General features: G+C 60.5%; 7 protein-coding genes and 5 pseudogenes. 6 read left to right on the plus strand and 6 right to left on the minus strand.

Annotation, left to right across the window (positions count from 1 at the left end):
- Window positions 1-166: 166 nt before the first annotated feature.
- Entirely contained in the window at window positions 167-9,043 is an 8,877-nt protein-coding gene (locus NKI29_RS30555) for a Ulp1 family isopeptidase (protein WP_352798357.1), read from the minus strand.
- A gap of 283 nt (window positions 9,044-9,326) precedes the next feature.
- Window positions 9,327-9,871: pseudogene (locus tag NKI29_RS33565) on the minus strand (aldehyde dehydrogenase family protein); the annotation flags it as partial.
- A 507-nt stretch (window positions 9,872-10,378) separates the two neighbouring features.
- Here NKI29_RS33565 and NKI29_RS30565 point away from each other — a divergent pair.
- The 3 genes and pseudogenes from NKI29_RS30565 to NKI29_RS30575 form a co-directional block, all read left to right on the plus strand.
- Window positions 10,379-10,725, plus strand: a pseudogene (locus NKI29_RS30565) (DDE-type integrase/transposase/recombinase); the annotation flags it as partial.
- Window positions 10,726-11,562: 837 nt separating this feature from the next.
- Window positions 11,563-11,983: pseudogene (locus NKI29_RS30570) on the plus strand (type IV secretory system conjugative DNA transfer family protein); the annotation flags it as partial.
- Between the two features lie 596 nt (window positions 11,984-12,579).
- Window positions 12,580-15,114: a two-component system VirA-like sensor kinase gene (locus NKI29_RS30575; RefSeq protein WP_352798359.1), complete on the plus strand. Its 2,535-nt coding sequence runs from the start codon at window positions 12,580-12,582 to the stop codon at window positions 15,112-15,114.
- 815 nt (window positions 15,115-15,929) lie between these two features.
- Here NKI29_RS30575 and NKI29_RS30580 read toward each other — a convergent pair.
- Window positions 15,930-16,670, minus strand: a pseudogene (locus NKI29_RS30580) (oxygen-independent coproporphyrinogen III oxidase); the annotation flags it as partial.
- A gap of 907 nt (window positions 16,671-17,577) precedes the next feature.
- The gene (locus NKI29_RS30585; protein WP_023679701.1) at window positions 17,578-17,736 is read right to left on the minus strand and encodes a hypothetical protein; all 159 of its coding nucleotides are present in this window, start codon (window positions 17,734-17,736) and stop codon (window positions 17,578-17,580) included.
- A 149-nt stretch (window positions 17,737-17,885) separates the two neighbouring features.
- Between NKI29_RS30585 and NKI29_RS30590 the strand changes: the two genes are divergently transcribed.
- Window positions 17,886-19,073: a Fic family protein gene (locus NKI29_RS30590; RefSeq protein WP_352798361.1), complete on the plus strand. Its 1,188-nt coding sequence runs from the start codon at window positions 17,886-17,888 to the stop codon at window positions 19,071-19,073.
- A 77-nt stretch (window positions 19,074-19,150) separates the two neighbouring features.
- On the opposite strand, the pseudogene NKI29_RS30595 reads toward NKI29_RS30590, so the two are convergent.
- Both NKI29_RS30595 and NKI29_RS30600 read right to left on the minus strand, forming a co-directional pair.
- Window positions 19,151-20,593: pseudogene (locus tag NKI29_RS30595) on the minus strand (NAD-dependent succinate-semialdehyde dehydrogenase).
- Window positions 20,594-20,716: 123 nt separating this feature from the next.
- Window positions 20,717-22,096, minus strand: coding sequence for an aminotransferase (locus NKI29_RS30600; RefSeq protein ID WP_352798363.1), 1,380 nt, complete (start codon window positions 22,094-22,096; stop codon window positions 20,717-20,719).
- A gap of 98 nt (window positions 22,097-22,194) precedes the next feature.
- Between NKI29_RS30600 and NKI29_RS30605 the strand changes: the two genes are divergently transcribed.
- Window positions 22,195-23,076: a transketolase gene (locus NKI29_RS30605; protein WP_352798365.1), complete on the plus strand. Its 882-nt coding sequence runs from the start codon at window positions 22,195-22,197 to the stop codon at window positions 23,074-23,076.
- A complete protein-coding gene (locus tag NKI29_RS30610) occupies window positions 23,073-24,053 on the plus strand; it encodes a transketolase family protein (RefSeq protein ID WP_352798367.1) in 981 nt (326 codons plus the stop codon). Before NKI29_RS30605 ends, NKI29_RS30610 begins: the two co-directional genes overlap by 4 nt.
- Window positions 24,054-24,088 lie beyond the last annotated feature (35 nt).

Consider the following 24,088-nt stretch of genomic DNA (forward strand, 5'->3'; position numbering starts at 1 on the left):
CGTTGGCCGCGTGACAGTGAGCTATGCTGGAGATTGGGGTGACGAGGCTGATCAAGCCTTCCAACAGTACCAGCCTGATCAATTACGGCGAGAGCTACCGGTCTGGAGATCGCATCAGCCCCTCTGTCGTCAAGAGAGCTGTTCTGCTTGATCCCAGCCATGGAGCTCAACGCCCCGCGTCGGAGCGCTCCCTGCTTCTGAAGGAAGCCATTAGGTCCGCTCGGGCTTGATCGGAGGCTTGGCTGATGGACGTCGTGGTTGCTTCGCTCAGTTGCCGCCCCATGGCGCGGCTTTGCGGATTATCAGTCCTCTGCCTCTTCGCTGGTCTCAACAGCGCTGTGTAATGTTCATTGTTTATGATGACGCCCCCGCTGTTCACGAGGTTGCTCCTGTCAAGTGTACTCGTCAGTCCGTCCTGGGCCTCGCGCTTCTTGCCCAAGTGCCGTTCAAACGGCGCTGGCGCGACTTGTTGAGCTCGAGAGATGGGTCCCTGCTCTCCTGCGTGGCCATGAGCTTGTGCCGCGGTCTGCGCAGCGGCGTCCCCAATGGCACGAGCCTCCATGCCGACTGCGTCTTCCGGACGAGCAGCAAGGGCAATTTCGCGCCCGAGTGCGAACTTCCGGACATGAGTTAGTGCACTGATGTCAGCGGTTTTCATATAGCGCTTGGCATCTTCATCCAGCGACCGCTCGTGAAGCCGATCCGCAATCCCCGGCTTTTTGTTTTCAACCAGGCATTGACTGAAACGTCTAAGAGCAGACCCATAGACCTCAACGGTACGGGGTTTCGGCCCGGTCGGCGCTGCCTCGTACGCTTTGATGAGAGCCGCTGTGTACTCTCTGATGAGCACGGCGTCGGCAGGGTGGGGATTCAGGGCAGGGCGGCCCACCACTGGCGCTCCGCCCGCCCACGTCTTGAGACGACCCAGTGACCCAGCCACGGCCGAGGGGCCGCCACCCCAGATCTCGTACTCCTTGCGATCCCGATCCAGCGACGAATCGTGAAGCCGATCCGCAATCCCCGGCTTGTTATTTTCAACGAGCCAATGACCAAAGCCGAAAAGAATATCTACATGGCGCTTGACCGTGATCTCCCCGATCTTACCGGCATAGAGTGCTGACCTCAGCCCTTCGACAAGGGTCGCATCGTTGGAATAGAGAGGACCCTTGTCGGGACCGGAGACCACTTTTGGGCGATCTGGCTGCACCGCCGCCGGCACAGAACGAGCATGGTCACGCAACTCGACCCGTGCGGGGGGATTCAGATCAACCACTGACGAATCCGGCGCATGATGATGGCGCGCCGTTGAGTGACCCGGCTGCAGCACCGAGGCACCCAGCATCGACCTACTGCCTCCGGCGTACGGCGCCGCGGCGTGTTCTTGTCCGCTCCCTTGCATCATGGGCTGCGCTTCCCATGGCAATGCACCCACTTGATGGGTGGAGGCCTGCATCAGCACGCGAGCGCCTGAATTGCCGATCTCGCTCAGCTGCGGCTCAGTGGCAACGTCCTGCAGACGACTGTTCGGGGTCCTTTGCCTCTTCGCTGGTCTCAACTCCGCTGTATCATGCTCACGGTTGATGAGGACCTCCTCGCTTGGTAGCTGGTTGCTCCTGTCCTGTGCAGCGATCCGCTCGTCCGGCGCGCCCTGGTCGCCGTAGATCAGGGGACGAAAGGACTCTGCGGGATCCGAGGCTTGGTGATGGGGCCCAGTTGGCACGAAAGACGATGCCAGAACAGCGTCGTCTTCATTAGCTTTCCCAGGGGGGAGATACTCTGGCCAACTGTATTCCTCCTGCGGCCCGCTGTGCTGCGCAGCGGCGTCCCCCTTGCTCTCAAGACTCTGAAATTTCAATGGGTCCCCGGGAGCAACGTCTGGCGCTGACTGGCCGAGCCGCTTGATCTGCTGGTGAAACGTCCCAACGGGGCTTTCCTTAACCGCGTCTCGGGCCTGTCGGTCCATGAGTTCAAAGTTCGTAAGATTATTTGCCGTTCCGAATGTATTGTCACCCCTGAGGCGGGTTTGTAGTGCCTGCCGATTGACGACGAGGTTGTTGAGGTTCAGGTTATCTGGCTGCGATTGCAATCGCCCAACCAGCGCCCGCGTGCCGTCCACCACGTAGACTCCGCAATCCACCACGTTGCTCTGCTGGGCGATGCGGGATACGCCCACGCGGGTCTCCAGGCTGGCGCCCAGATTTTCTGCGAGCTCTTTTGCAAGCGTGTCATTGCATCCGTTGTAGGAGTCATAATGATAGGCAACCGGCCGCTCCCGGTCGCTGCGATCAACGAACAGCAGCGACCAATGGGTGCCGCGCTCCGCAAGAGTCTTACCGCCATCGCTCACTGGCACGAACAGGAAGTCGGCTGTGTCGTTACCGTTCTGATTATGGACGATGCGCTGGAATGCGCTTAGCATGACGCTCTTGGAGCCCAAGCGCAGATGATAATTGGCTACGAGGGGATCCACGAACCGCGTCCGGGCGGCGAGATCTGGATTGTTCCCCTGCAACTCCTGCTCCAGGAGTTGGTAATCCCTCTGGATATGTTCGTCGCCTAGCAATTCCAATGCGCCGAGCACCCGCCCGTCTTTAGCTTTCCCAGGGGGCTTCTCTGGCCGACCCAATGCCTCCTGCGGCCCGCTGCGCTGCGCAGCGGCGTCCCCAATGGCACGAGCCTCCATGCCGACTGCGTCTTCCGGACGAGCAGCAAGGGCAATTTCGCGCCCGGGTGCGAACTTCCGGAGATGAGCTAGTGCACTGATCCTCCGGTTACCACCGGAGTTCACATAGCGCTTGGCATCTTCATCCAGCGACCCCTCGTGAAGCCGATCCGCAATCCCCGGCTTTTTGTTTTCATGCAGGTATTCACTGAAACGTATAAGAGTAGATCCATAGACCTGAATGGTACCGCGATTCGGCCCGGTCGCAGGCGCTTCTTTGTACTCTTTGATGAGAGCCGCTGTGTAATCTCTGATGAGCGCGGCGTCGGCAGGGTAGGGATTCCGGACAGGGCGGTCGACCACTGGCGCTCCGCCCGCCAACGTCTTGAGACGACCCAGTGCTCTAGCCACGATCGAGGGGCCACCCCTGCTCTCGTACTCCGAGGGGCCACCCCTGCTCTCGTACTCCTTGCGATCCTGATCCAGCGACGATTCGTCAAGCCGAGCAGCAAATCCCGGCCTGTTATTGTCAAAGAGCCAACGACCAAAGCCGAGAAGAGAATTTACATGGCGCTTGACCGTGCTCTCCTTGACCTTACCCGCGTAAGCTGACCTCAGCCCTTCGACAACGGTCGCATCGTTGGAATAGAGGGGACCCTTGTCGCGACCGGAGACCCCTATTGGAGGATCTGGCTGCACCGCCGCCGGCACAGAACGAGCATGGTCACGCAACTCGGACGGTGCGGGGGGATTCAGATCAACCACTGACGAATCCGGCGCATGATGATGGCGCGCCGTTGAGTGACCCGGCTGCAGTACCGAGGCACCCAGCATCGACCCACTGCCTCCGGCGTACGGCGCCGCGGCGTGTTCTTGTCCGCTCCCTTGCATCATGGGCTGCGCTTCCCATGGCAATGCACCCACTTGATGGGTGGGGGCCTGCATCAGCACGCGAGCGCCTGAATTGCCGATCTCGCTCAGCTGCGGCTCAGTGGCAACGTCCTGCAGACGACTGTTCGGGGGCCTTTGCCTCTTCGCTGGTCTCAACTCCGCTGTATCATGCTCACGGTTGATGAGGACCTCCTCGCTTGATAGCTGGTTGCTCCTGTCCTGTGCAGCGATCCGCTCGTCCGGCGCGCGCTGGTCGCCGTCGCGCCAGATCAGGGGACGAAAGGACCCTGCGGGATCCGAGGCTTGGTGATGGGGCCCAGTTGGCACGAAAGACAATGGCAGGACAGCGTCGTCTTCATTAGCTTTCCCAGGGAGCTCGCGCCCGAGTTCGGACTTCCGGAGATGAGCTAGTGCACTGATCCCACCGGAGTTGTTATAGCGCTTGGCATCTTCATCCAGCGACCCCTCGTGAAGCCGAGCCGCAATCCCCGGCTTTTTGTTTTCAACCAGGTATTCACTGAAACGTCTAGGAGCAGATCCATAGGTCTGAATGGTAGCGGGATTCGGCCCGGTCGGCGCTGCCTTGTACTCTTTGATGGGAGCCGCTGTGTAATCTCTGATGAGCGCGGCGTCGGCAGGGTCGGGATTATTCAGGACAGCGGCGCGGTCCAGCACTGGCGCTCCGCCCGCCCACGTCTTGAGATGACCCACTGCTCTAGCCACGTCCGAGGAGCCACTCTTGCTCTCGTACTCCTTGAGATCCGGATCCAGCGACTCCTCGTGAAGCCGAGCAGCAAATCCCGGCCTGTTATTATCAAAGAGCCAACGACCAAAGCCGAGAAGAGAATTTACATGGCGCTTGACCGTGCTCTCCAATGCTGACCTCAGCCCTTCGACAATGGTCGCATCGTTGGAATAGAGAGGACCCTTGTCGCGACCGGATACCCCTATTGGAGGATCTGGCTGCACCGCCGGCGGCACAGAACGAGCATGGTCACGCAACTCGGACGGTGCGGGGGGATTCAGATCAACCACTGACGAATCCGGCGCATCATGATGGCGCGCCGTTGAGTGACCCGGCTGCAGCACCGAGGCACCCAGCATCGACCCACTGCCTCGGGCGTAGGGCGCCGCGGCGTGTTCTTGTCCGCTCCCTTGCATGAGTTGCGCCTCCCATGGCGATCGTAGAAGGTCCGCGTGCGGAATCGAGTCGAAATATCCCGACAAATCAGCGTCGACCATCTGCTTTTGCGACCGAGCCAGCGTTTCGGCCACCGCGGCCTCGCCAACCGCGGAGGGCGTCTCCTCAGCCCTGGCGAACGCTGGCCCGGCAGGCGCCGCCGGCACAGAACGAGCATGGTCACGCAACTCGAACGGTGCGGGGGGATTCAGATCAACCACTGACGAATCGCGCGCCGTTGAGTGACCCGGCTGCAGCACCGAGGCACCCAGCATCGACCCACTGCCTCCGGCGTAGGGCGCCGCGGCGTGTTCTTGTCCGCTCCCTTGCGTCATGAGTTGCGCCTCCCATGGCGATCGTAGAAGGTCCGCGTGCGGAATCGAGTCGAAATATCCCGACAAATCAGCGTCGACCTTCTGCTTTTGCAACCGAGCCCACCTTTCGGCCACCGCGGCCTCGCCAACCGCGGAGGGCGTCTCCCCAGCCCTGGCGAACGCTGGCCCGGCAGGCGCCGCCGGCACAGAACGAGCATGGTCACGCAACTCGAACGGTGCGAGGGGATTCAGATCAACCACTGACGAATCCGGCGCATCATGATGGCGCGCCCTTGAGTGACTCGGCTGCAGCACCGAGGCACCCAGCATCGACCCACTGCCTCCGGCGTAGGGCGCCGCGGCGTGTTCTTGTCCGCTCCCTTGCACCATGAGTTGCGCCTCCCATGGCGATGTATCCACTTGAGGGCCGGGATCATGCACTGGTTCGTCCATTTGCTTTTGCAACCGAGCCCACCTTTCGGCCACCGCGGCCTCGCCAACCGCGGAGGGCGTCTCCTCAGCCCTGGCGAACGCTGGCCCGGCAGGCGCCGCCGGCACAGAACGAGCATGGTCACGCAAATCGGACGGTGCGAGGGGATTCAGATCAACCACTGACGAATCCGGCGCATCATGATGGCGCGCCCTTGAGTGACCCGGCTGCAGCACCGAGGCACCCAGCATCGACCCACTGCCTCCGGTATGCGGTGCCAGGTGCTCGTCCCCCAGCATCATGGGCTGCGCCTCCCATGGCAATGCACCCACTTGATGGGTGGGGGCCTGCATCAGCACGCGAGCGCCTGAATTGCCGATCTCGCTCAGCTGCTTAGCTTTCCCAGGGAGCTTCTCTGGCCGACCCAATGCCTTCTGCGGCCCGCTGTGCTGCGCAGCGGCGTCCCCAATGGCACGAGCCTCCATGCCGACTGCGTCTTCCGGACGAGCAGCAAGGGCAATTTCGCGCCCGAGTGCGGCGTACGGCGGGAACTTCCGGAGATGAGCTAGTGCACTGATCCACCGGTTACCACTGGAGTCCAAATAACGCCTGGCATCTTCATCCAGCGACCCCTCGTAAAGCCGAGCCGCAATCCCCGGCCTGTTGTTTTCATGCAGGTATTGACTGAAACGTCTAAGAGTAGCCGCATAGTCCTGAGTGGTTTTGGGATTCGGCCCGGTCGCAGGCTCTGCCTCGTACTTTTTGATGAGAGCCGCTTTGTAATCTCTGATGAGCTCGGCGTCGACAGGGTCGGGATTCAGGGCAGCGCGGCCCACCATTGGCGCTCCGCCCGCCGACTCTTTGAGACGACCCAGTGCTCTAGCCACGTTCGAGGAGCCACTCTCGCGCTGGTACTCCTTGAGATCCTGATCCAGCAACGGATCGTCAAGCCGAGCAGCAAATCCCGGCCTGTTATTATCAAAGAGCCAACGACCAAAGCCGAGAAGAGAATTTACATGGTCCGTGACCGTGCGCTCCCCGACCTTACCGGCATAGAGTGCTGACCGCAGCCCTTCGACAACGGTCGCATCGTTGGAATAAAGAGGACGCTTGTCGCGACCGGAGACCACTACTGGAGGATCTGGCTGCACCGCCGCCGGCATAGAACGAGCATGGTCACGCAACTCGAACGGTGCGGGGGGATTCAGATCAACCACTGACGAATCCGGCGCATGATGATGGCGTGTTTCCCCGGGAACAACGTCCCGTACGAACACCGAGTCTGGGTTGCCTTGGTCCGGCGCGACTGGAGCCAGGGCTCTGTCGTGCAACGCTCGCGCTGACTGGCCGAGCCGCTTGATCCGCTGGTGAAACGTCCCAACGGGGCTTTCCTTAACCGCGTCTCGCGCCTGTCGGTCCATGAGTTCAAAGTTCGTGAGATAATTTGCCGTTCCAGATGTATCGTCACCCATGAGTCGGGTTTGTAGTGCCTGCCGATTGACGACGAGGTTGTTGAGGTTCAGGTCTGGCAGGTCTGGCAGGTCTGGCTGCCATCTTTGCAATCGCCCAACCAGCGCCCGCGTGCCGTCCACCACGTAGACTCCGCAATCCCACTCGTTGCTCTGCTGGGCGATGCGGGGTAAGTCCACGCCGGTCTCCAGGCTGGCGCCCAGCCTTTCTGCGAGGTGTTTTGCAAGCTTGTCATGCCATCCGCTGACGGAGTCATAATGATAGGCAACCGGCCGTTCCCGGTCGCTGCGATCAACGAACAGCAGCGACCAATGTTTGCCGCGCTCCGCAAGAGTCTTACCGCCATCGCTCACTGGCACGAACAGGAAGTCGGCTGTGTCGTTACCGTTCTGATTATGGACGATGCGCTGGAATGCGCTTAGCTTGTCGCTCTCGGAGCCCAAGCGCAGATGATAATTGGCTACGAGGGGATCCACGAACCGCGTCCGGGCGGCGAGTTCTGGATTGTTCCCCTGCAACTCCTGCTCCAGGAGCTGGTAATCCCTCTGGATATGTTCGTCGCCTAGCAATTGCAATGCGCCGAGCACCCGCCCGCTGGGGTCGCCGAAAACACCAAAAAACCCTTCGACCGCGGGGGACATCCCCTCAGGAAAGAGCTCTGGCGAGGCGGAATTCCCCGCCCGCAAGCTGGGCGGAGCGAATTCCGGTGGCCTCAGTGGCACCTCCTCGCTTGGTAGCAGGTTGCTCCTGTCCTGTGCAGCGATCCGCTCGTCCGGCGCGCGCTGGTCGCCGTCGCGCCAGATCAGGGGACGAAAGGACTCTGCGGGATCCGAGGCTTGGTGATGGTGCCCAGTTGGTACGAAAGACGATGGCAGAACAGCGGCGTCTTCATTAGCTTCCCCAGGGAGCTTCTCTGGCCGACCCAATGCCTTCTGCGGCCCGCTGTGCTGCGCAGCGGCGTCCCCAATGGCACGAGCCTCCATGCCGACTGCGTCTTCCGGACGAGCAGCAAGGGCAATTTCGCGCCCGAGTGCGGCGGACGGCAGGAACTTCCGGAGATGAGCTAGTGCAATGATCCTCCGGTCACCACTGGAGTCCTTATAGCGCTTGGCATCTTCATCCAGCGACTCCTCGTGAAGCCGAGCCGCAATCCCCGGCTTGTTGTTTTCAACCAGGTATTCACTGAAACGTCTAAGAGTAGCTCCATAGTCGTGAATGGTTTGGCGATTCGGCCCGGTCGCAGGCGCTCCCTTGTACTCTTTGATGAGAGCCGCTTTGTACTCTTTGATGAGCACGGCGTCGGCAGGGTCGGGATTCAGGACAGCGCGGCCCACCATTGGCACTCCGCCCGCCGACTCTCTGAGACGACGCAGTGCCACAGCCACAGTCGAGGAGCCACCACTGCTCTCGTACTCCTTGAGATCTTCATCCAGCGACTCCTCGTGAAGCCGAGCAGCAAATCCCGGCTTGTTATTTTTAAAGAGCCAACGACCAAAGCCGTAAAGAGAATTTACATGGCGCTTGACCGTGTCCTCCTTGGCCTTACCCGCGTAGAGTGACCTCAGCCCTTCGACAACGGTCGCATCGTTGGAATAAAGAGGACGCTTGCAGCCGCGACCGTCGGAGACCACTATTGGAGGATCTGGCTGCACCGCCGCCGGCACGGCGGAACGAGCATGGTCACGCAACTCGAACGGTGCGGAAGGATTCAGATCAACCACTGACGAATCCGGCGCATGATGATGGCGCGCCGTTGAGTGACCCGGCTGCAGCACCGAGGCACCTAGCATCGACCCACTGCCTCCGGCGTACGGCGCCGCGGCGTGTTCTTGTCCGCTCCCTTGCATCATGGGCTGCGCTTCCCATGGGGCCGCGCCTTCGATGAGGCTCAGGTCTCCCTGAGACGGATGAGGATGGAACGGGTCTGGCAGAGCCGGAACGCCGGGGGCGGGAATTTGGGCAGCGGCTTGGCGCGCCTCGCCCGAGCGCTGCTCAAAGCCCTCTTGCCCGGCCTGTGCCGCTTGCTCTTGAGATGCCGGGGGCTGCACCTGCCGCCAACCTGTTACATTGGATAGGTCAAATTTGTGCCGGTTCACGCTAGCCTCACGTCCACAGATCAGCTGAGCAACCTACTCGGGCATACTTACGAGAAGCTGACGAGGTCCGCGGTCCCGGAGCGGGTAGGCCTAATTTTCTGCGTGCCGATTGCGCTGGCGCGACGTAGCCCGGCCTTTTGCCAGCTCGGCAGCTACGGCTCGCAAAGAGCGTCGTAAGGCTTGCGGAGCCGCCCCTCAGCTCCCGTCGAGGAGCAATCCACAATTCACATATTTGGAGATGGCTCGCTGGTTTACCGGTCTGCGAGCCCTGCAAGCCCATGCTTCAGATGCCGCCCGTGCAGAGGTATTTCATTTCGAGGTAGTCCTCGAGGCAATGGCGGGAACCCTCCCGCCCGATGCCGGACTGCTTCACTCGGCCGAAAGGCGCGGCTTCCGACGACATGCGTCCCGTGTTCATACCACTATGCCATATTCCAAGGCCTCGGCCACACGCAAAACACGCTTCCGTTTGAGGCACAAATGTGGGGGAAGGCCGTAGATCGTGTCGTTGGCCTCATGCACGACCTATCCGCATCGTCGAAGCAATCACAGGCGCCAGCCGCCCGAATGTCTCTTTCTTGCGCGATGGTCATCTCGCTGGAGACAGGACCGATAGTTCGACGTGCCATTCGCGCGATGCGTTTGCCCCCGCATCGAATTCTGCGGCCTTTCGCGACGGCATCGGCGATATGGGTTTCGATTTTGGCCAGAGCCTGCCTGTCGATCAGCGCACCGATCGCCACTCCGGAGCAAAGCCCTCGCCAACGATAAGTGGCGGACTTTCTCCACGAATTCTCGACAAACACCTTCGTGAACGCCTGACTGGACGGGGGTAGCCATGCCGAACAGGTCGCATAACCACGCCATCGTTCGGCGACTGCAGCCGCGAAGCGTCTCGAACACATCGGCTCGATGCGGTTGCGTCCAGAATGCATCAGCGAGCGGCGGGAGTCTTCGCTATATTCGCCCCCGACATCCCGAGGTCCACCAGCTTGCCTGCCAAAAAGGGGTGTTGCATGAATAAACCCGCTTTCGTCGCCGTCAGCCGCGTGCCCAGCAAGGACGACAGCCTCCATAGCAAGAATGCGAGATGATCATGGTATTCAGCGGCAGCGTGCCGGCGAAATTGGGTTTTCGGCAAGCCAAATAGCGCGATGCAGAAGGATGGTGAGGATTTCGCGTCCGCCACTGCGATGCATAGAGCCACCCTTCGGAACCGACCAGCGCAACAAAGCTCGTTATGCGGCGCGTAGGTTCGTAGACGCTTATCCAGTATCGAGATAACAAGGCCGCTGCGCAGGAACGAACTATGAGAGCGCACCCTGCGAGAGGTTGCGCTTGCTGACGCGGCTGTGGAAGAAGCAGGGGCTCGCGCCGAAGCGCATGATCACCGACTAGCTTCGCTCGTATGGAGCGGCAAAGCGACAGATGATGCCGGACGTCGAGCACCGGTCGCACAAGGGGTTGAACAACAGAGCGGAGAATTCCCATGTGCCGCCGCGAAAACGGGAGCGGATGATGCAGGGGTCCGATCGCCGGGAGGCCTGCAACGCTTCGTCTCGACCTTGTCTGCCCTCCGCAACCTCTTCGTCCCCCGCCCCAAACGTTCTGCTCTCGCCATACATGTTCATCGCTTGCAAGCCATCGCCGAATGGAAGGCCGTGACTCGAACGCCCGCATGATTCAGCAGCAGCAGCCCTCGGCCGGCCAATTTCAGACAACGTGACAAGCCCGACCAACAAGCCTGTGTCGTCAAATCGCCAAACCGACGCAAATTGTCGGACAGGGGAGGCCGCTGAGCCTCATCCGCTTCGATGAGAGCGGCGTCGGCGGGTTCTGTCGCAAACTTTTCGGAAAGGTCATTTGCCGCAAAAAATCGCTTGCGGCATCGCGACGAGCACTGAAGTCGATCAGCATCCGCAAGAGCCAGTATGTCAGCAACCGGGCTCGAACACATCTCAACCGGTGAAAAGGTTCTCGAAGTCCGCGAGGCCCCCGCGGCGGTCATCATCATGTACGCGCTGCGGCACCTCGAAACCGCTTCCCTTGGCGTCGGATCAATCGTGTTGAATCAAGGGCTTGAGCAAGCCTGGTCCCAGGAGGCGGTTTCAGGTGCATGGGGCAGTACTATTCACAAGAGGGTGCGAACGGGGCATAGCGTGCTCACTCGAAGGCGTCAGCGGGAGCGTCAGCTACATAGTCGATAACACGCGCTTTTTACCTCGGTCTCGGCTCGCAACGATGGATTGCTAACGGCGAACTCATGCTGGTCGGCAAGGCGATACTGGCTGGAGCATCAACTCGGCCGACGAGAGTGGCCACACCATCCTAGACAGGATCGGCCGATTGCCCGGCATCGCCGCTCTGCAAAAAGCACAGCGGGCATCCAGACGTTGCCGGGTTGACTATGGGTGTCCGAACCGCGAAAAGAGGCCGCTCTTTATGAGTGGCGTGCGCTGGCAGTCTAACCCCAAGCCCCCCGCCCGGGCTGCCGGCGCGCTTCTAGGAACATCGAGGTAGATGACGAGACTCCGAACTACATTTCCAAAGCTATCGGTGGATTCACATTTCAAGCCCAATCGATTTCCTACAGCCAGGCGCGAACGTTCGATTGGAACGTTCAGAATCACATCAAGGTGCACCGCTGTTGCGTCCCGAACAGGTGCGGCTGCTCAATGACGAGTACGAAATCGTTCTCATCAAGGTCTGCCACCATTAAAATTGAGGAAGGTGCGATATTTTTCGGATCGCATTCTGAAACGCATCTTTGAAAGCCAGACAGGCGCCCTCCCGGAGCCGGCGCCCTTGACGGGAGCAGAGGAGGCGCTCTCCGCAGAATCTCAACTCGATGACCCGCTGTGTGAATTGGCGCAGGACTTTGACGATACAGTTGATGTGAGGCTAGTGTGGACCCGCGAAATAGTAATCCATCCCGTGTAACAGCTTTGTCGCAGGTGCAGGACGCCGGCTTGGAAGACGGGCAAGCGGTCCAGGCCCGGCGAGTGGGCTTTGAGTAGCACGTGTCCGAGGCGCTCCGGCCGCTGTTCGATGGTCGAGCTGACGAGCCGCCTACCGGTCCAGAGGAGCTTCTGCGACTGGAACAGGGGGTTTCGCGAGGTGCTTCAGCGAGGGCAGGATCATCAAGCCGCCTCGTCTTTTTTCAGCGATCCAAGGATGCCCGCTGGACGGGATGACCCCAAGGGAAGCGTGTCGGACGCTTTCGCAGCAGCCGGCTCTAGGCACGCCGGAGTTGAGGCCGCCGCCCCGCCAGTGTTAGCTGCCAGCCAACAGCAGATCCGGCCCTCGCCAGTTGCGTTTGACCGACCGGTATCATCCTCGGCTGCTGCAGGCGTGCGCTTGTATGCCCCTTCGATGATCTCTCGGAAGACCAGTTCCGAAAACTGCGATCAGTTGCCCGCCTTGTGCTGCCGCCTCGCCGTCGAGGTCGAAACGCCCGCGAATCAATGGAAGGTCAGCGGGCCATGGGGGCAGAGTGCAACGGCGTCTACACCGCCTATTTGAGGGGAGAGGTACACTTGGCTTTCCTGTTCCAGCAGCATCCGGCCGCACACCGACGCGATGGGGAGCTAGAATTCAAATCGGACCTTCGCAAGGCACGCACCGCGGATCAAACGTCGTTCGTTTGGGAAAAATGGCTCAGTACCGACAAAGCTTCTGTAATGGCCCTAGTGGCCTCGGTTGCGCTCTTGGTCGCGATACAGTGGCAAGACCCCCAGATCAACGAGGCGGTCCTAAGCGAACTGCGGACGATTCAGATCAACTACGCATTGCTCCAGCGAGACGTCGCCCGCGCCGACATGGTATTGGACTTCCGTTCCGTTGCTTCTACCGGGCAAGCATTAAAAAGGAACCTTCAAAACTACCAACGCCTTGTTGAGATTTCGCGCAATGAGAGCTCCGGGGTGCACTCCAGGTTGGTTGCACAGCTCAAAAATTCCCTCGAAAACACAGAAGCTGCCATCTCGGCCTCGGCCGCGCAAAATGAGCTTCTGCAAAGCTCTCTCGTACGCTTTGCTCGCTCGGCTAATCGCCTTCGGGGGGGAGTGTCGAACAGGCCTGAATTTTCCAATCTGATCCTTCAATTTTCGGCCAGACCGGGATTCAGCCTCGCATTACAAATCGATCAGTCTCTCCGCCGACTTCCTCCTAGCCAGGACCAAGTCACGGAGGATGTTGCCCGCGAGGGCCGCGCTATCCTGTCCTCAATGTTGAGGTTGGACCGCGCTGTCAATCGGATCCCATCCTTCGACACGTTCGCCAAGGCTGCCGAATTGGAGCGAGAACATCTGAAAGCCTACAGCTTCGCCAGCGCGCAAGCGCAGCGTACACGACTTTTCTTTGGCTTGGTGTCCATATGCCTCTGCTTGTTTGCGACCATTCGAGCCTCCACGCTGCATGTGCGGACGAACCGGTTGGAAAGGCGGTTAGAGCTTGAAGCGGCGATGAGTGAGATCGAAGCTTGTTTCATTGACAGTCAAGCAACGAAGGCTTCGCGGCGCTTCTCCACCGAAGCAGCGCTTAGACTCATTCAATGCGTTTTCGATGCGGATCAATGCGCGCTTGCTCTGGTGGATCCGAGTATCAGCAGGAATACCGAGTACTTTGTCGCGAACAAGCGCATGCGCGTCTGGAACGCCACGCTAATCCATGAAGTCGTCTCACTTGTACACCCGGAACAGCCAGTGTTTCGCGTCGTTCCGGCGTCGGAAGTGGTTCGGACTGCCGTAGGCACTACCGGTGTTTGTCAAATTGTTGGTTGCCGGGCCTCCGATCAGCAGGCTGCGGTTTGTATCCTTGTTTTTGAAGGAGATCGCTCACCACCCTCCACAGACGACCTCCTGGTTCTGGCGAGCGCTACTGTGCGTTTAGGCAACCATCTTGAGATGCAACGTGTACACACGGAACGTAACCTTTTTGAGAGTCGATGGGAGCATGCGGAAAGGCTGACGGCTGTCGGCACAATCGCAAGCGGCGTTACACATGAATTCAATAATGTTCTAGGAGCAATAGTCGGCTACGCAGAGATGGCTAAAGGTCTTGTGCGTCACCCCTCGAGAATTCGGGGCCACATCGGCCAAATTATCTTGGCCAGCAACCGAGCCAAACTGATTATTGATCAAATTTTGTCACTAAGCCGAAATCGGAAGCGCGTGACGATGCCTTTCGACGTCTCGGAGAGTGTAATGGATCTCGCGCCATTGCTGCGGGTTACACTTCGTGCGGATGTTCAGTTGAACTTCAAGATCAACGAGTCGCAAACGGTGATCGAGGGCAGCCCGACCGAGATACAGCAGATCCTTATGAATCTATGCAAGAACGCGTCGGAGGCTCTCTTGAATGAGGGCCGTGTCGAGATTAGCGTTTCTCGCGCTCACGTCTGTCAAACGAAGCCCGTGGCTAAGGGCACCTTGAAACCGGGAGATTACGTTCTCCTCTCCATCAGCGACGATGGCCAAGGAATCGCAAGTTCGGTGCTTCCGCATATCTTTGAGCCCTTTTTTACCACGCGCTCTCGCGTCGGCGGGACCGGACTGGGTCTTGCTGCAGTGGACCGCCATGTGAGCGCGCTCGCAGGATGCCTTGACGTCACCTCGGCTGTTGGCCGAGGTACACGCTTCGATCTCTACTTACCGGCCTGCGCTGAGGAGCAGGTCAGAGCTGATAGCGCTTTCGGCCCATGCGATGGATCACTTGGCAACGGAGAAATCATTGCAGTCGTTGACGCCGATCCAGCAGCGTTGGAGATCTACAAGGATAAGATCGCCGCGCTGGGTTATAAGCCGGTCGGCTTCGCGACCTTCGAGAGTCTTTGCGACTGGATCGAGAGCGGGAAGGCAGCCGACCTCCTAATTTTCGATAAAGCGACTTTCCTCGGGCCAGGACAGCCCGAAGCCGTACGTACCACCCTGATGACGGTGCCCATCATCGTCGTTGGTGGAAGCGACCCCATGCCGATCACATCTGGTAATCAGACCTTCGTCCTTTGGCTAGCCAAACCGGTCTCGTCCAGGACGATGGAGCATGCAATTCGTAGGATGATAATGGCATGATGCCGCCGACGCGCTCAGGATACCGAGCTACCGAGGCAGTCGGAGGCGGAGCCGGCTGGGATCCAGCAAATACAAGAGCGTCGGACGATCTCTGCGCACCCGGCTCATGGCGAGTTCCCCTCGAACACTGTCGTCGGCTTCCGCCCAAGGAAGGGCTCCCCGACCACGGCAAACCTGCCGCCGTGCTCGTGACCGTCAAGGACAAGTCGCCGCGCGATGGGGTCTGCGGGCCTCCATCCTTGACAAGTCACTGCGCGCTGGCGGCGACAGGCAACGGGTAATATAAGGTCGGGACGAGGAGATGGTCGCCAATCGGTCACGCAAGATGGTTGACGAAATGACTCGAGAGCAAAGCTTGACAATCATCGCCCCATTCACGCCAGACTTCTCCTGTGCGTTCATCATCGGCTACGGCTCCTCGCTGCCCCGACAAGGCTATCGCCGCCCGGCCGGGCAAGCGATATCCCAGGTTCCGACGTGTTCCTTTCATGCTTGATGGACCTAGGCCCCGGCAGGGCGGGAGCATGAGGCTGGGTTCTCGGTCGCGGATCTGTGAGGCAAGCACGGGGTAAGCGACGGCTCGACCCACCATTGGGAAGGCCGGCTTCGGCACGGAGGTGCGGCCTCGGCGTTGAGAGGCATCGGATCGGGTGTAGCAGGACTTTCGAACTAACTGCCGACAACACACTGGATAGGCCGTTCTCGTCGTTAGGTCCAGTTCACCAACGCCTATGTCGACATTTTACGGCGCTTCACTACTAACCGGGCACCGCACGATGGCAGCTCGTTCTCTCCGGCAAAAGATACTCCCTGTGTTAGCTTCCGTGTTGTGTGCTTGCCCTCACCTGCGGGATACGTAAGGCCATCCCTAAAGCATCGAATGCGGCAGCGACAGCGCGAATCCCAAAGCGATGCTCCCGCCGTACGCGGACAAAACCGTTTTCGAAGTCCACTATTCCGTCCTTGGCCAGCATCGCCAAACGCTCATCTGAACCGCGAAGACGGATCGGATCAGATCCGTGGGCGACACAGATTGCCGGCACGTCAGCCTCGAAATCGCACATTAATCGCTCGATGATTGCGGCTCGCACGCGGTCGTCGTCTGTGAGGCGATGGCCCTTCGATGTCGCCAGTCGGCCAGCTGCGATGTGCCGGATGTAGAAATCCCGTGTAACTTCGTTTTGAACGTACCCCTGGCCGATGCGGCCGATAGCCGACGCGCCGAAACCGATCAGGGTTCTGCAGGTATCGGCAGAGTAGCCCAACGAGTTACGTCGCAGGCGACCTGTTTCCTGTGCCAGCGCGAGCTCGTCGTGCGGCAAGGCGAAATGGTCGAGCCCGATCTCCCGGTAGCCGGCGGCAACCAGCGTCACGGCGACAGCCGCATGCTGTTCAGCGCGGGCAGCGCTGTGGGGAAGAAATTCCGCCTCGATGAGGCGCTGGTTCTTTATTTGGGATGGGATATGCGAGTAGCCGAACAAGGCAAGCCGGTCGGGGCGCATGGCGACCGCCGCCCTCGCCGTCTCGACCCACGACACCACCGTTTGACGCGGCAGGCGTCCCATGGTGATAACAACCACCTTGCCGCTGAGCTCGCCTGTGTCTTTGCGTTATGCCAGTCCGTTCCGCTTAGATGTCTTGGCTGTTCCCGCCGAGACCTCACGCGCACCGTTTTATTCCCACCATCCCTCCCCGTCAGCTCCGCCTGGGAAATTCTGCCAGCTTGCCGGATCCGACGAGATAATGCAGCGCTGGGACGGACTTTGCTCGCCAGCTAGCGACCGTGGTGATCTCTGCCAAAAGGACGAGGCCATGAACGCGATCGGCGCTAACGGTGGCGGTTTGTATAAGCCTTGGGGTGGGAACTGGGCCTTCTATGCTGGCGCCACATACAAGCTCAACGAGACAACTTCGTTCTACCTTCGGCTCTCCCGGTGACCAGCTCTCAGTAGCGTCGCGGCAAACGTTGCCTATGGGCTTCTTTTCGATTTCACAGCTACGGCGACTCCAAACTCAGCAGTCGGCAAGATGGAAGCTTCCAACGGGAACTGCCCAATGCGAACAAGAAGAGCAGTGTCGGCAGTAATCCTGCGCCTCGAACGCTCATCCTAACGCCGTGAAGCGTTGAGCTCCGAGGTTGAGCAGACCAAGCCCGCAACACGCTCCAAGAGAACGGCGCATAGAAGCCATACGAGATTGCAGCCTAGCCTCCGGGCCGGACGTTGTTTCATATCAGACCGGTGGGGATGAAGCCTGCCATCCAGCACCCGGTCAGTTTCAGGTCAAACTTGAACTCCCAGTCGGGTCAGAACGCGATCAACTGGCAGTCCGACGCACTTAAAAATGACAAATGGATCGCCTGCTTTTGGGCCATCCATGGGGAATTCGGGCGCGAGAGAACAAGCTCACACAGCATAAGCGAAGCTCCAGGCGAATCTTGCGCTGGCCGAGGCAGAACCATGTTTAAAGCTGCCTGTTTTCCACCTCGAACCTGTCTGAGTCCGGCCGATCGTCATAGATCGGCCAAAGCATCGGCCAGATGGCTCCCCCAATTACGGTTTGTGCATAGTTGTCGGTGCGATAGGCCTGCCGAACATCGGCCATGATCATCATCGGCAGCATCGATTTGTGTCCAAGCCTGGCAGCGGTGGCAGTGCCGAGGCCCGCAAGTCCGCATGCCGACGATCGGCCAGAAGATCGGCCAAACAATCTGGTCAACTGAAAATTTATGTTTATAATCGCGCATTTGGCGGAACCCAAGATCGGCCAATATGGAAGAGAGCGTACAGCGCATCGAACCGGCACGCCTACCCGATGTATCCGAAACTATCTCGGATGCGCTGGTAGAGCTGTCGGCGACGTCGGCTGTTTTGGGCAAAAGCCTGCACTCGCGTACCGCAGCCAACCTCGCCGATCTCGTGCGCATCATGAACACCTACTACAGCAACCTGATCGAAGGCCACGATACGCGCCCGCGCGACATCGAACGGGCACTGGTCGGAAATTTCGATCGAGACGAGAACCGCCGCAATCTGCAGCTCGAGGCGGCCGCGCACGTTCGCCTGCAAGCCGAGATCGACCGCCTGGCTGCCGATGGGCAGTTGCCGGAACCGGCATCGGTAGGTTTTCTTCGATGGCTGCACGCGGAATTCTATCGCGATGCCGAAGCGCCCATGCTGACCATCAAGGGTGCCGGCCGTGAGTTCGTCATGGCGCCAGGTGAGTGGCGATCGAAGCCAGAGCATGACGTCGCCATCGGCCGGCATGAACCGCCTTCGAGCGCTCGCGTCAACGATTTCATGCAATACTTTGCCATGCGTTATCGCTTCGATAAGCTGGGCAAGGCCGGACGCATCCTGACCATTCCTGCCGCGCATCACCGCTTCAACTACATTCACCCGTTTCCGGACGGCAACGGACGCGTCAGCCGATTGATGAGCCACGCCATGGCCCACCAGGCCGGGATCGCCGCGCACGGGCTGTGGTCGATCTCACGAGGCTTGGCACGTGGCGTGAAAAGCCGAACGGATTACAAGAGCATGATGGATCATGCCGATATGCCCCGCCAGGGTGATCTCGACGGACGTGGCAACCTCTCCGAACGCGCACTCGACGATTTTACCTTATGGTTCCTGCAGGCGTGTATCGATCAGGTGAGCTTCATGACCGGACTTTTCGATCTCGACACGTTGGCCAAGCGGCTGTATCGGCATGTGGAGCGCAGTGGTCTGAAGCCCGAAGCCGGCCGCCTCGTGGAGGAAGCGCTCACGCGCGGTGAGTTTGACCGCGGCGAGGCATCCCGTATTAGCGGACTACCCGAACGTACGGCGCGTCGAGTGTTCAATGACGTAATCGCGCTCGGACTATTGGCGTCGGAAACGCCAAAGGGCCCAGTGTCCCTACGCTTTCCGGCGGACGCTCTGGACGCGCTGTTTCCGAAGCTTTTTCCGGAAACGTAAGAGCATAGGGCGCTCACGATCTTAGGTCACTTCTCCTCGGAACCGGAAAGATTTTCACCGGATCACCCGCGGGTTCGTCATTCCGCGTTCTGAGACGCGGGAAAAGCCGGCGCACTAGAGCCGAGGCCGCCGATGCAGACATATTTGGTATCGAGGTAATCCTCGATGCCCTGATGTCCGCCTTCCTTGCCGAGGCCGGATTCCTTGACGCCGCCGAACGGTGCCTCCGGCGTGGTGATGAGGCCTTCGTTGACGCCGACCATGCCGTATTTCAGCCCTTCCATGACGCGGAAGGCGCGGCCGAGATCGCCTGTGTAGAAATAGCAGGCGAGGCCGAATTCGGTGTCGTTGGCGAGCGCTATCGCTTCCTCTTCGGTCTCGAACTTGAACACCGGCGCCACCGGGCCAAAGATCTCTTCCTTCATAAAACGCATCTTTGGCGTCGCGTTGGCAATGACCGTCGGCTGGAAGAACGAACCGCCGAGCGCATGGCGCTTGCCGCCGGCAACGATCTTGCCGCCCTTGGATGTGGCGTCGGCGATCAGTTCCTCGACCTTCTCGACCGCCTTCTCGTCGATCAGCGGTCCTTGCTGCACGCCGTCCTCGAGGCCGGAGCCGACCTTCAGCCCGTTGCTGGCGGCAGCGAGCTTCTCGACGAACTTGTCATAGACACCAGCCTGGACAAGGAAGCGGTTGGTGCAGACGCAGGTCTGGCCGGAATTGCGATACTTGGCGGTGATCGCGCCGGCGACCGCACGCTCGAGGTCGGCGTCGTCGAAGACGATGAAAGGCGCGTTGCCGCCGAGTTCCATCGACACCTTCTTGACGGTGACCGACGACTTCTGGATGAGAAGCTTGCCGACCTCGGTCGAGCCGGTGAAGGTGATCTTCGACACCAGCGGATTGGCGCAGATCTCGTCGCCGATCTCGCTGGCCGAACCGGTCAGGATCTTGAGAGACCCGAGTACGGCGTCTGCGAGGCCGGCTTGACCACGGCGGTGCAGCCGGCGGCGAGTGCCGGTCCGAGCTTGCGGGCCAGCATCGAGGACGGGAAATTCCACGGCGTGATGGCGGCGATGACGCCGACCGGCTCCTTGGTCACCAGGATGCGGCGGTCTGCCCATGGCGACGGCACGATGTCGCCATAGGTGCGGCGGCCTTCCTCGGCGAACCACAGGATGTAGGCCGCGGCAGAGCCGATCTCGCCCTTCGATTCGAACAGCGACTTGCCCTGCTCGATGGTCAGCAGTTCGGCCAGCACGTCCTGATTGTCCATCATCGCGTCATGCAGCTTGCGCAGCAGCTTCGAGCGCTCGAGGGCGGTGGTCTTGCGCCACGACTTGAAGGCGGCGGCGGCGGCTTCGATGGCGCGGCGGGTCTCGGCCCTGCCCGACTTCGGCACGGTGCCGATCTTGAGACCGGTGGCCGGGTTGTTGACGTCGACCGTCGCTATCGGCCTGCACCCACTCGCCGTTGATGAGATTGGCCTGGCGCATGAAATGGCTGGTTTTCTGAAGCATGGTCTGGCCTCCGTTCGGATAAGACAATCAGGATCCTGTATGCTGGCTGCGGCTCGCGCTTGCCCAAGCGCCTTTCGCGCGGCCGGCCCCTCCAGCGATGTCTCGCCGCCTCGCCGGGCGGATTCATGCCGACTGGTCAGTCCGCGCATGGGCCGCCGCGGTCTCATCAAGAGCCGCGCGAATGCCATCAACCATGTACTCGATCTCTTTAGGGGCGATGACGTAGGGCGGGCAGATTGCCAGCACGTCGCCCATGTTGCGGATCATGACTCCGTGCTCGCGGCACCGCCGCTCGACATCGGTGCCAATTCGCAGCTCCGGCGCAAAGGCGCGACGGGTGGCGCGATCCTCGACGATCTGGATCCCCGCTATAAAACCGCGGCCGCGGACCTCGCCGACCAATGTATGGTCGTTGAGCGCGTCCGCGAGCGCTGCATGCAGATAATCGCCGAGACGGCGCGCCTGGCTCACGAGATCGATCTCGCGGTAGATCCTGATCGCCTCGGCGGCGACGGCGGCTGTCACCGGATGGCCGGAATAGGTGAAACCGTGGCCGAACACGCCGACCTTGTGGGCCTCATCGGCGACGCACTGGTAGACCTTGTCGGACATAATCACGCCGCCAATGGGCAGGTGACCGGATGAAAGCCCCTTGGCGACCGACAGCATGTCCGGTTCCATGCCAAAAGTCTGGCTACCGAACCAGTTTCCGGTGCGTCCGAAGCCGCAGACCACTTCGTCGGACAGCATGAGGATGTCGTATTTGCGCAGCACCGCCTGAACCTTTGGAAAATAACCCTCCGGCGGTACCAGCACGCCGCCGGCGCCCATGATCGGCTCGGCGATCATAGCGGCGATGGTCTCTGGCCCCTCACAAAGGATCAGGGCCTCAAGTTCCCGGGCCAGGCGCGTGGCGTAGTCATGCTCCGCCTCGCCCGGCAGACCATCGAGATAATGGAACGGTCGCGCCGCGAATATGACGGGAAGCGGCGGCAGGTTGAAGGACTTGTGCATGTGCGGCAGGCCACTCAGCGCCGCGCCCATGATTGTACTGCCGTGGAAGGCGCCAAACCTACTGATGATCTTGCGTTTCTCCGGACGCCCCCGCGCCGCCTGGTAATACCAGGCGAGCTTGATCATCGTATCATTGGCTTCCGAACCGGAGCCGACCAGAAAGACGCGCGCGTGGTCGAACGGCGCCAACGCGGTAAGCTGCTCGACGAGTTCGACGGTGGGCTCGTTCGAGCGGTGGTTGAAGGTGTGGTAGACGGCGAGCTTGCGCATCTGGCGGTCAGCAGCGACAGCCAGCCGGCTGTCGCTGAAGCCAAGCGAGGCGCACCAGAGTCCGCCCATGCCCTCGATGTAGCGGTTGCCCGCGTCATCCGTGACGGTCGCGCCTTCGCCGGCCACGATCGTCAACGGACCATGATCCTCATGCAGGCGTGGATCGGTTTGGGAATGAAAGTGCCTGGCCATGTCCAGCACGCGCGATTCGTTGTTCATCAAAATTCTCCTTGCGACCAGATAGGCGATTGCTTCAGCGACAAATATCTTATAACTTATAAGTTGTCGAGAAAAAATGATCCCGAGAGTGACGTCCAATGGCCAACGCACCCACTCCTTCAAACAACACCCTGCCACCCGACGCGGAGCGGATCGCCCTGTTGCGCGACAGGGCAGAGTTCGTCCGGCTCGAGACGCTGCGCCTCATCCAGATCGCCAAGGTGGGCCACTATTCGTCGGTGTTCTCCTGCGCGGAAATATTCGCCACGCTCTACTACGATGCGATGCGGCTGAGGCGCGGCGAGCCGCAATGGCCGGACCGCGACCGCTTCCTTATGGGCAAAGGGCACGCCGCGGTCGGCCTTTATCCGCTGCTGGTCGACTGGGGCTTCTTCTCCAAGGACGTTCTCGACGGCTATACCCGGCTCGGCAATCCGCTTGGCGATCATCCCGACATGCGCAAGGTGCCCGGCGTCGATTTCAGCTCCGGCTCGATCGGCCATGCCCTGTCCGGCGGCCTCGGCATGGTGCTTGGCGGCCATGCGGCCAACCGGCGCTTCGATGTCTATGTCCTGCTCGGTGACGGCGAGATGCAGGAGGGCCAGGTCTGGGAAGCGGCGCTGTCCGCCGCCCACCATAAGGCCGGCAATCTGATCGCCATCGTCGACCGCAACGGATACCAGCTCGACGGGCAGGTCGACGACATCATCGGCATCGAACCGTTGGCCGACAAATGGGCGGCGTTCGGCTGGCAGGTGCACGAGGTCGATGGGCACGACGTCGTCGCTCTCGCGACGCTGCTGCGACAGTTGAAGGCCGAGGCAGACCGCACCCGGCCCGTCTGCATCATTGCCAAGACCTCCAAAGGCAAGGGCGTTGGTTACATGGAAACCGAACCCGGCTGGCATCTGGGCTATCTCGCCCCATCGGACGAGGCCTTGGCCGCCGAAGAGATCAAGCGTGGAGGCAAAACACAATGAACGGCCCGATCGATACCAACTCCTGGCAGTACCGCCAGATCAACGCGCGCGCGCCTGGCCTGAGTTACCTGGCCAACGCGCTCATTGATCTGGTCGAAGACGGTTATCCGGTCATGGCCGGTACGGCCGACCTTCAATATTCCAACGGGCTGGTGCGGTTCGCGCAACGCTTTCCCGAACGCTTCACGCAATTTGGCATTTCCGAGCAGAACATGGTTTCGGCTGCTGCCGGCATGGCCAGCACCGGCGCCATGCCGTTCGTCGCTACATTCGCTTCTTTCCTGGCGCTGCTGTGCTGCGAACAGATCAGAACCGACGTCGCCTATTCGGCGCTGCCGGTGCGGCTGATCGGTCATCATGCCGGTATTTCACTCGGCTTCTACGGCACCTCCCACCATGCGACGGAAGATCTTGCCATCATGCGAAGCATCGCCGACCTCACGGTCGTCGCGCCGGCTGACGGCCCGCAACTGGCGGCCGCCGTCAAGGCGTCTGTCAATCATGCCCAGCCAATCTACTTCCGCATTGGCCGCGGCCAGGAACCGCTGGTCTATGAAGACGACGGCGTCGACTTCCAGTTCGGCACGGCGATCGTTCACGGCGAAGGATCGGACCTGACCATCATCGCCTGTGGCTCGATGGTCCATCCCTCAAGGGAGGCTTACCGCGCGCTGCGTGCGGCGGGCAAATCCGTCGGACTGATCGACATGCATACGGTGAAGCCACTGGATACGAAGGCAGTGCTCTCGGCCGCGGCTCACTCCCGCTTCATTCTAACCATCGAGGAACACAATATCCTGGGCGGTCTGGGCGGCGCCGTGGCGGAAATCCTGGCGGAGGCGGGCAGCCCGGCACGGTTGATACGCCATGGCATCCGCGACGAATACAGCCTGATTGCGCCGCCAACGCATCTCTACAAGCACTACCGGCTGGACGCGGCGGGAATCGAGGCCACCGTTCTTGAAGCCCTCGGCTGAGCCGGCGGACAACCATAGCCATGCACGGACATTCC

This window comes from Mesorhizobium sp. M0678 (assembly GCF_040320505.1).
Classification (GTDB): Bacteria; Pseudomonadota; Alphaproteobacteria; order Rhizobiales; family Rhizobiaceae; genus Mesorhizobium.

What these genes read in the sequence shown, in the direction of transcription:
- NKI29_RS30585 (WP_023679701.1), bottom strand. Translation starts at nt 17,736, where the DNA reads ATGCTGCCGATGATGATCATGGCCGATGTTCGGCAGGCCTATCGCACC.
- NKI29_RS30600 (WP_352798363.1), bottom strand. Translation starts at nt 22,096, where the DNA reads ATGAACAACGAATCGCGCGTGCTGGACATGGCCAGGCACTTTCATTCC.
- NKI29_RS30590 (WP_352798361.1), top strand. Translation starts at nt 17,886, where the DNA reads ATGGAAGAGAGCGTACAGCGCATCGAACCGGCACGCCTACCCGATGTA.
- NKI29_RS30610 (WP_352798367.1), top strand. Translation starts at nt 23,073, where the DNA reads ATGAACGGCCCGATCGATACCAACTCCTGGCAGTACCGCCAGATCAAC.
- NKI29_RS30605 (WP_352798365.1), top strand. Translation starts at nt 22,195, where the DNA reads ATGGCCAACGCACCCACTCCTTCAAACAACACCCTGCCACCCGACGCG.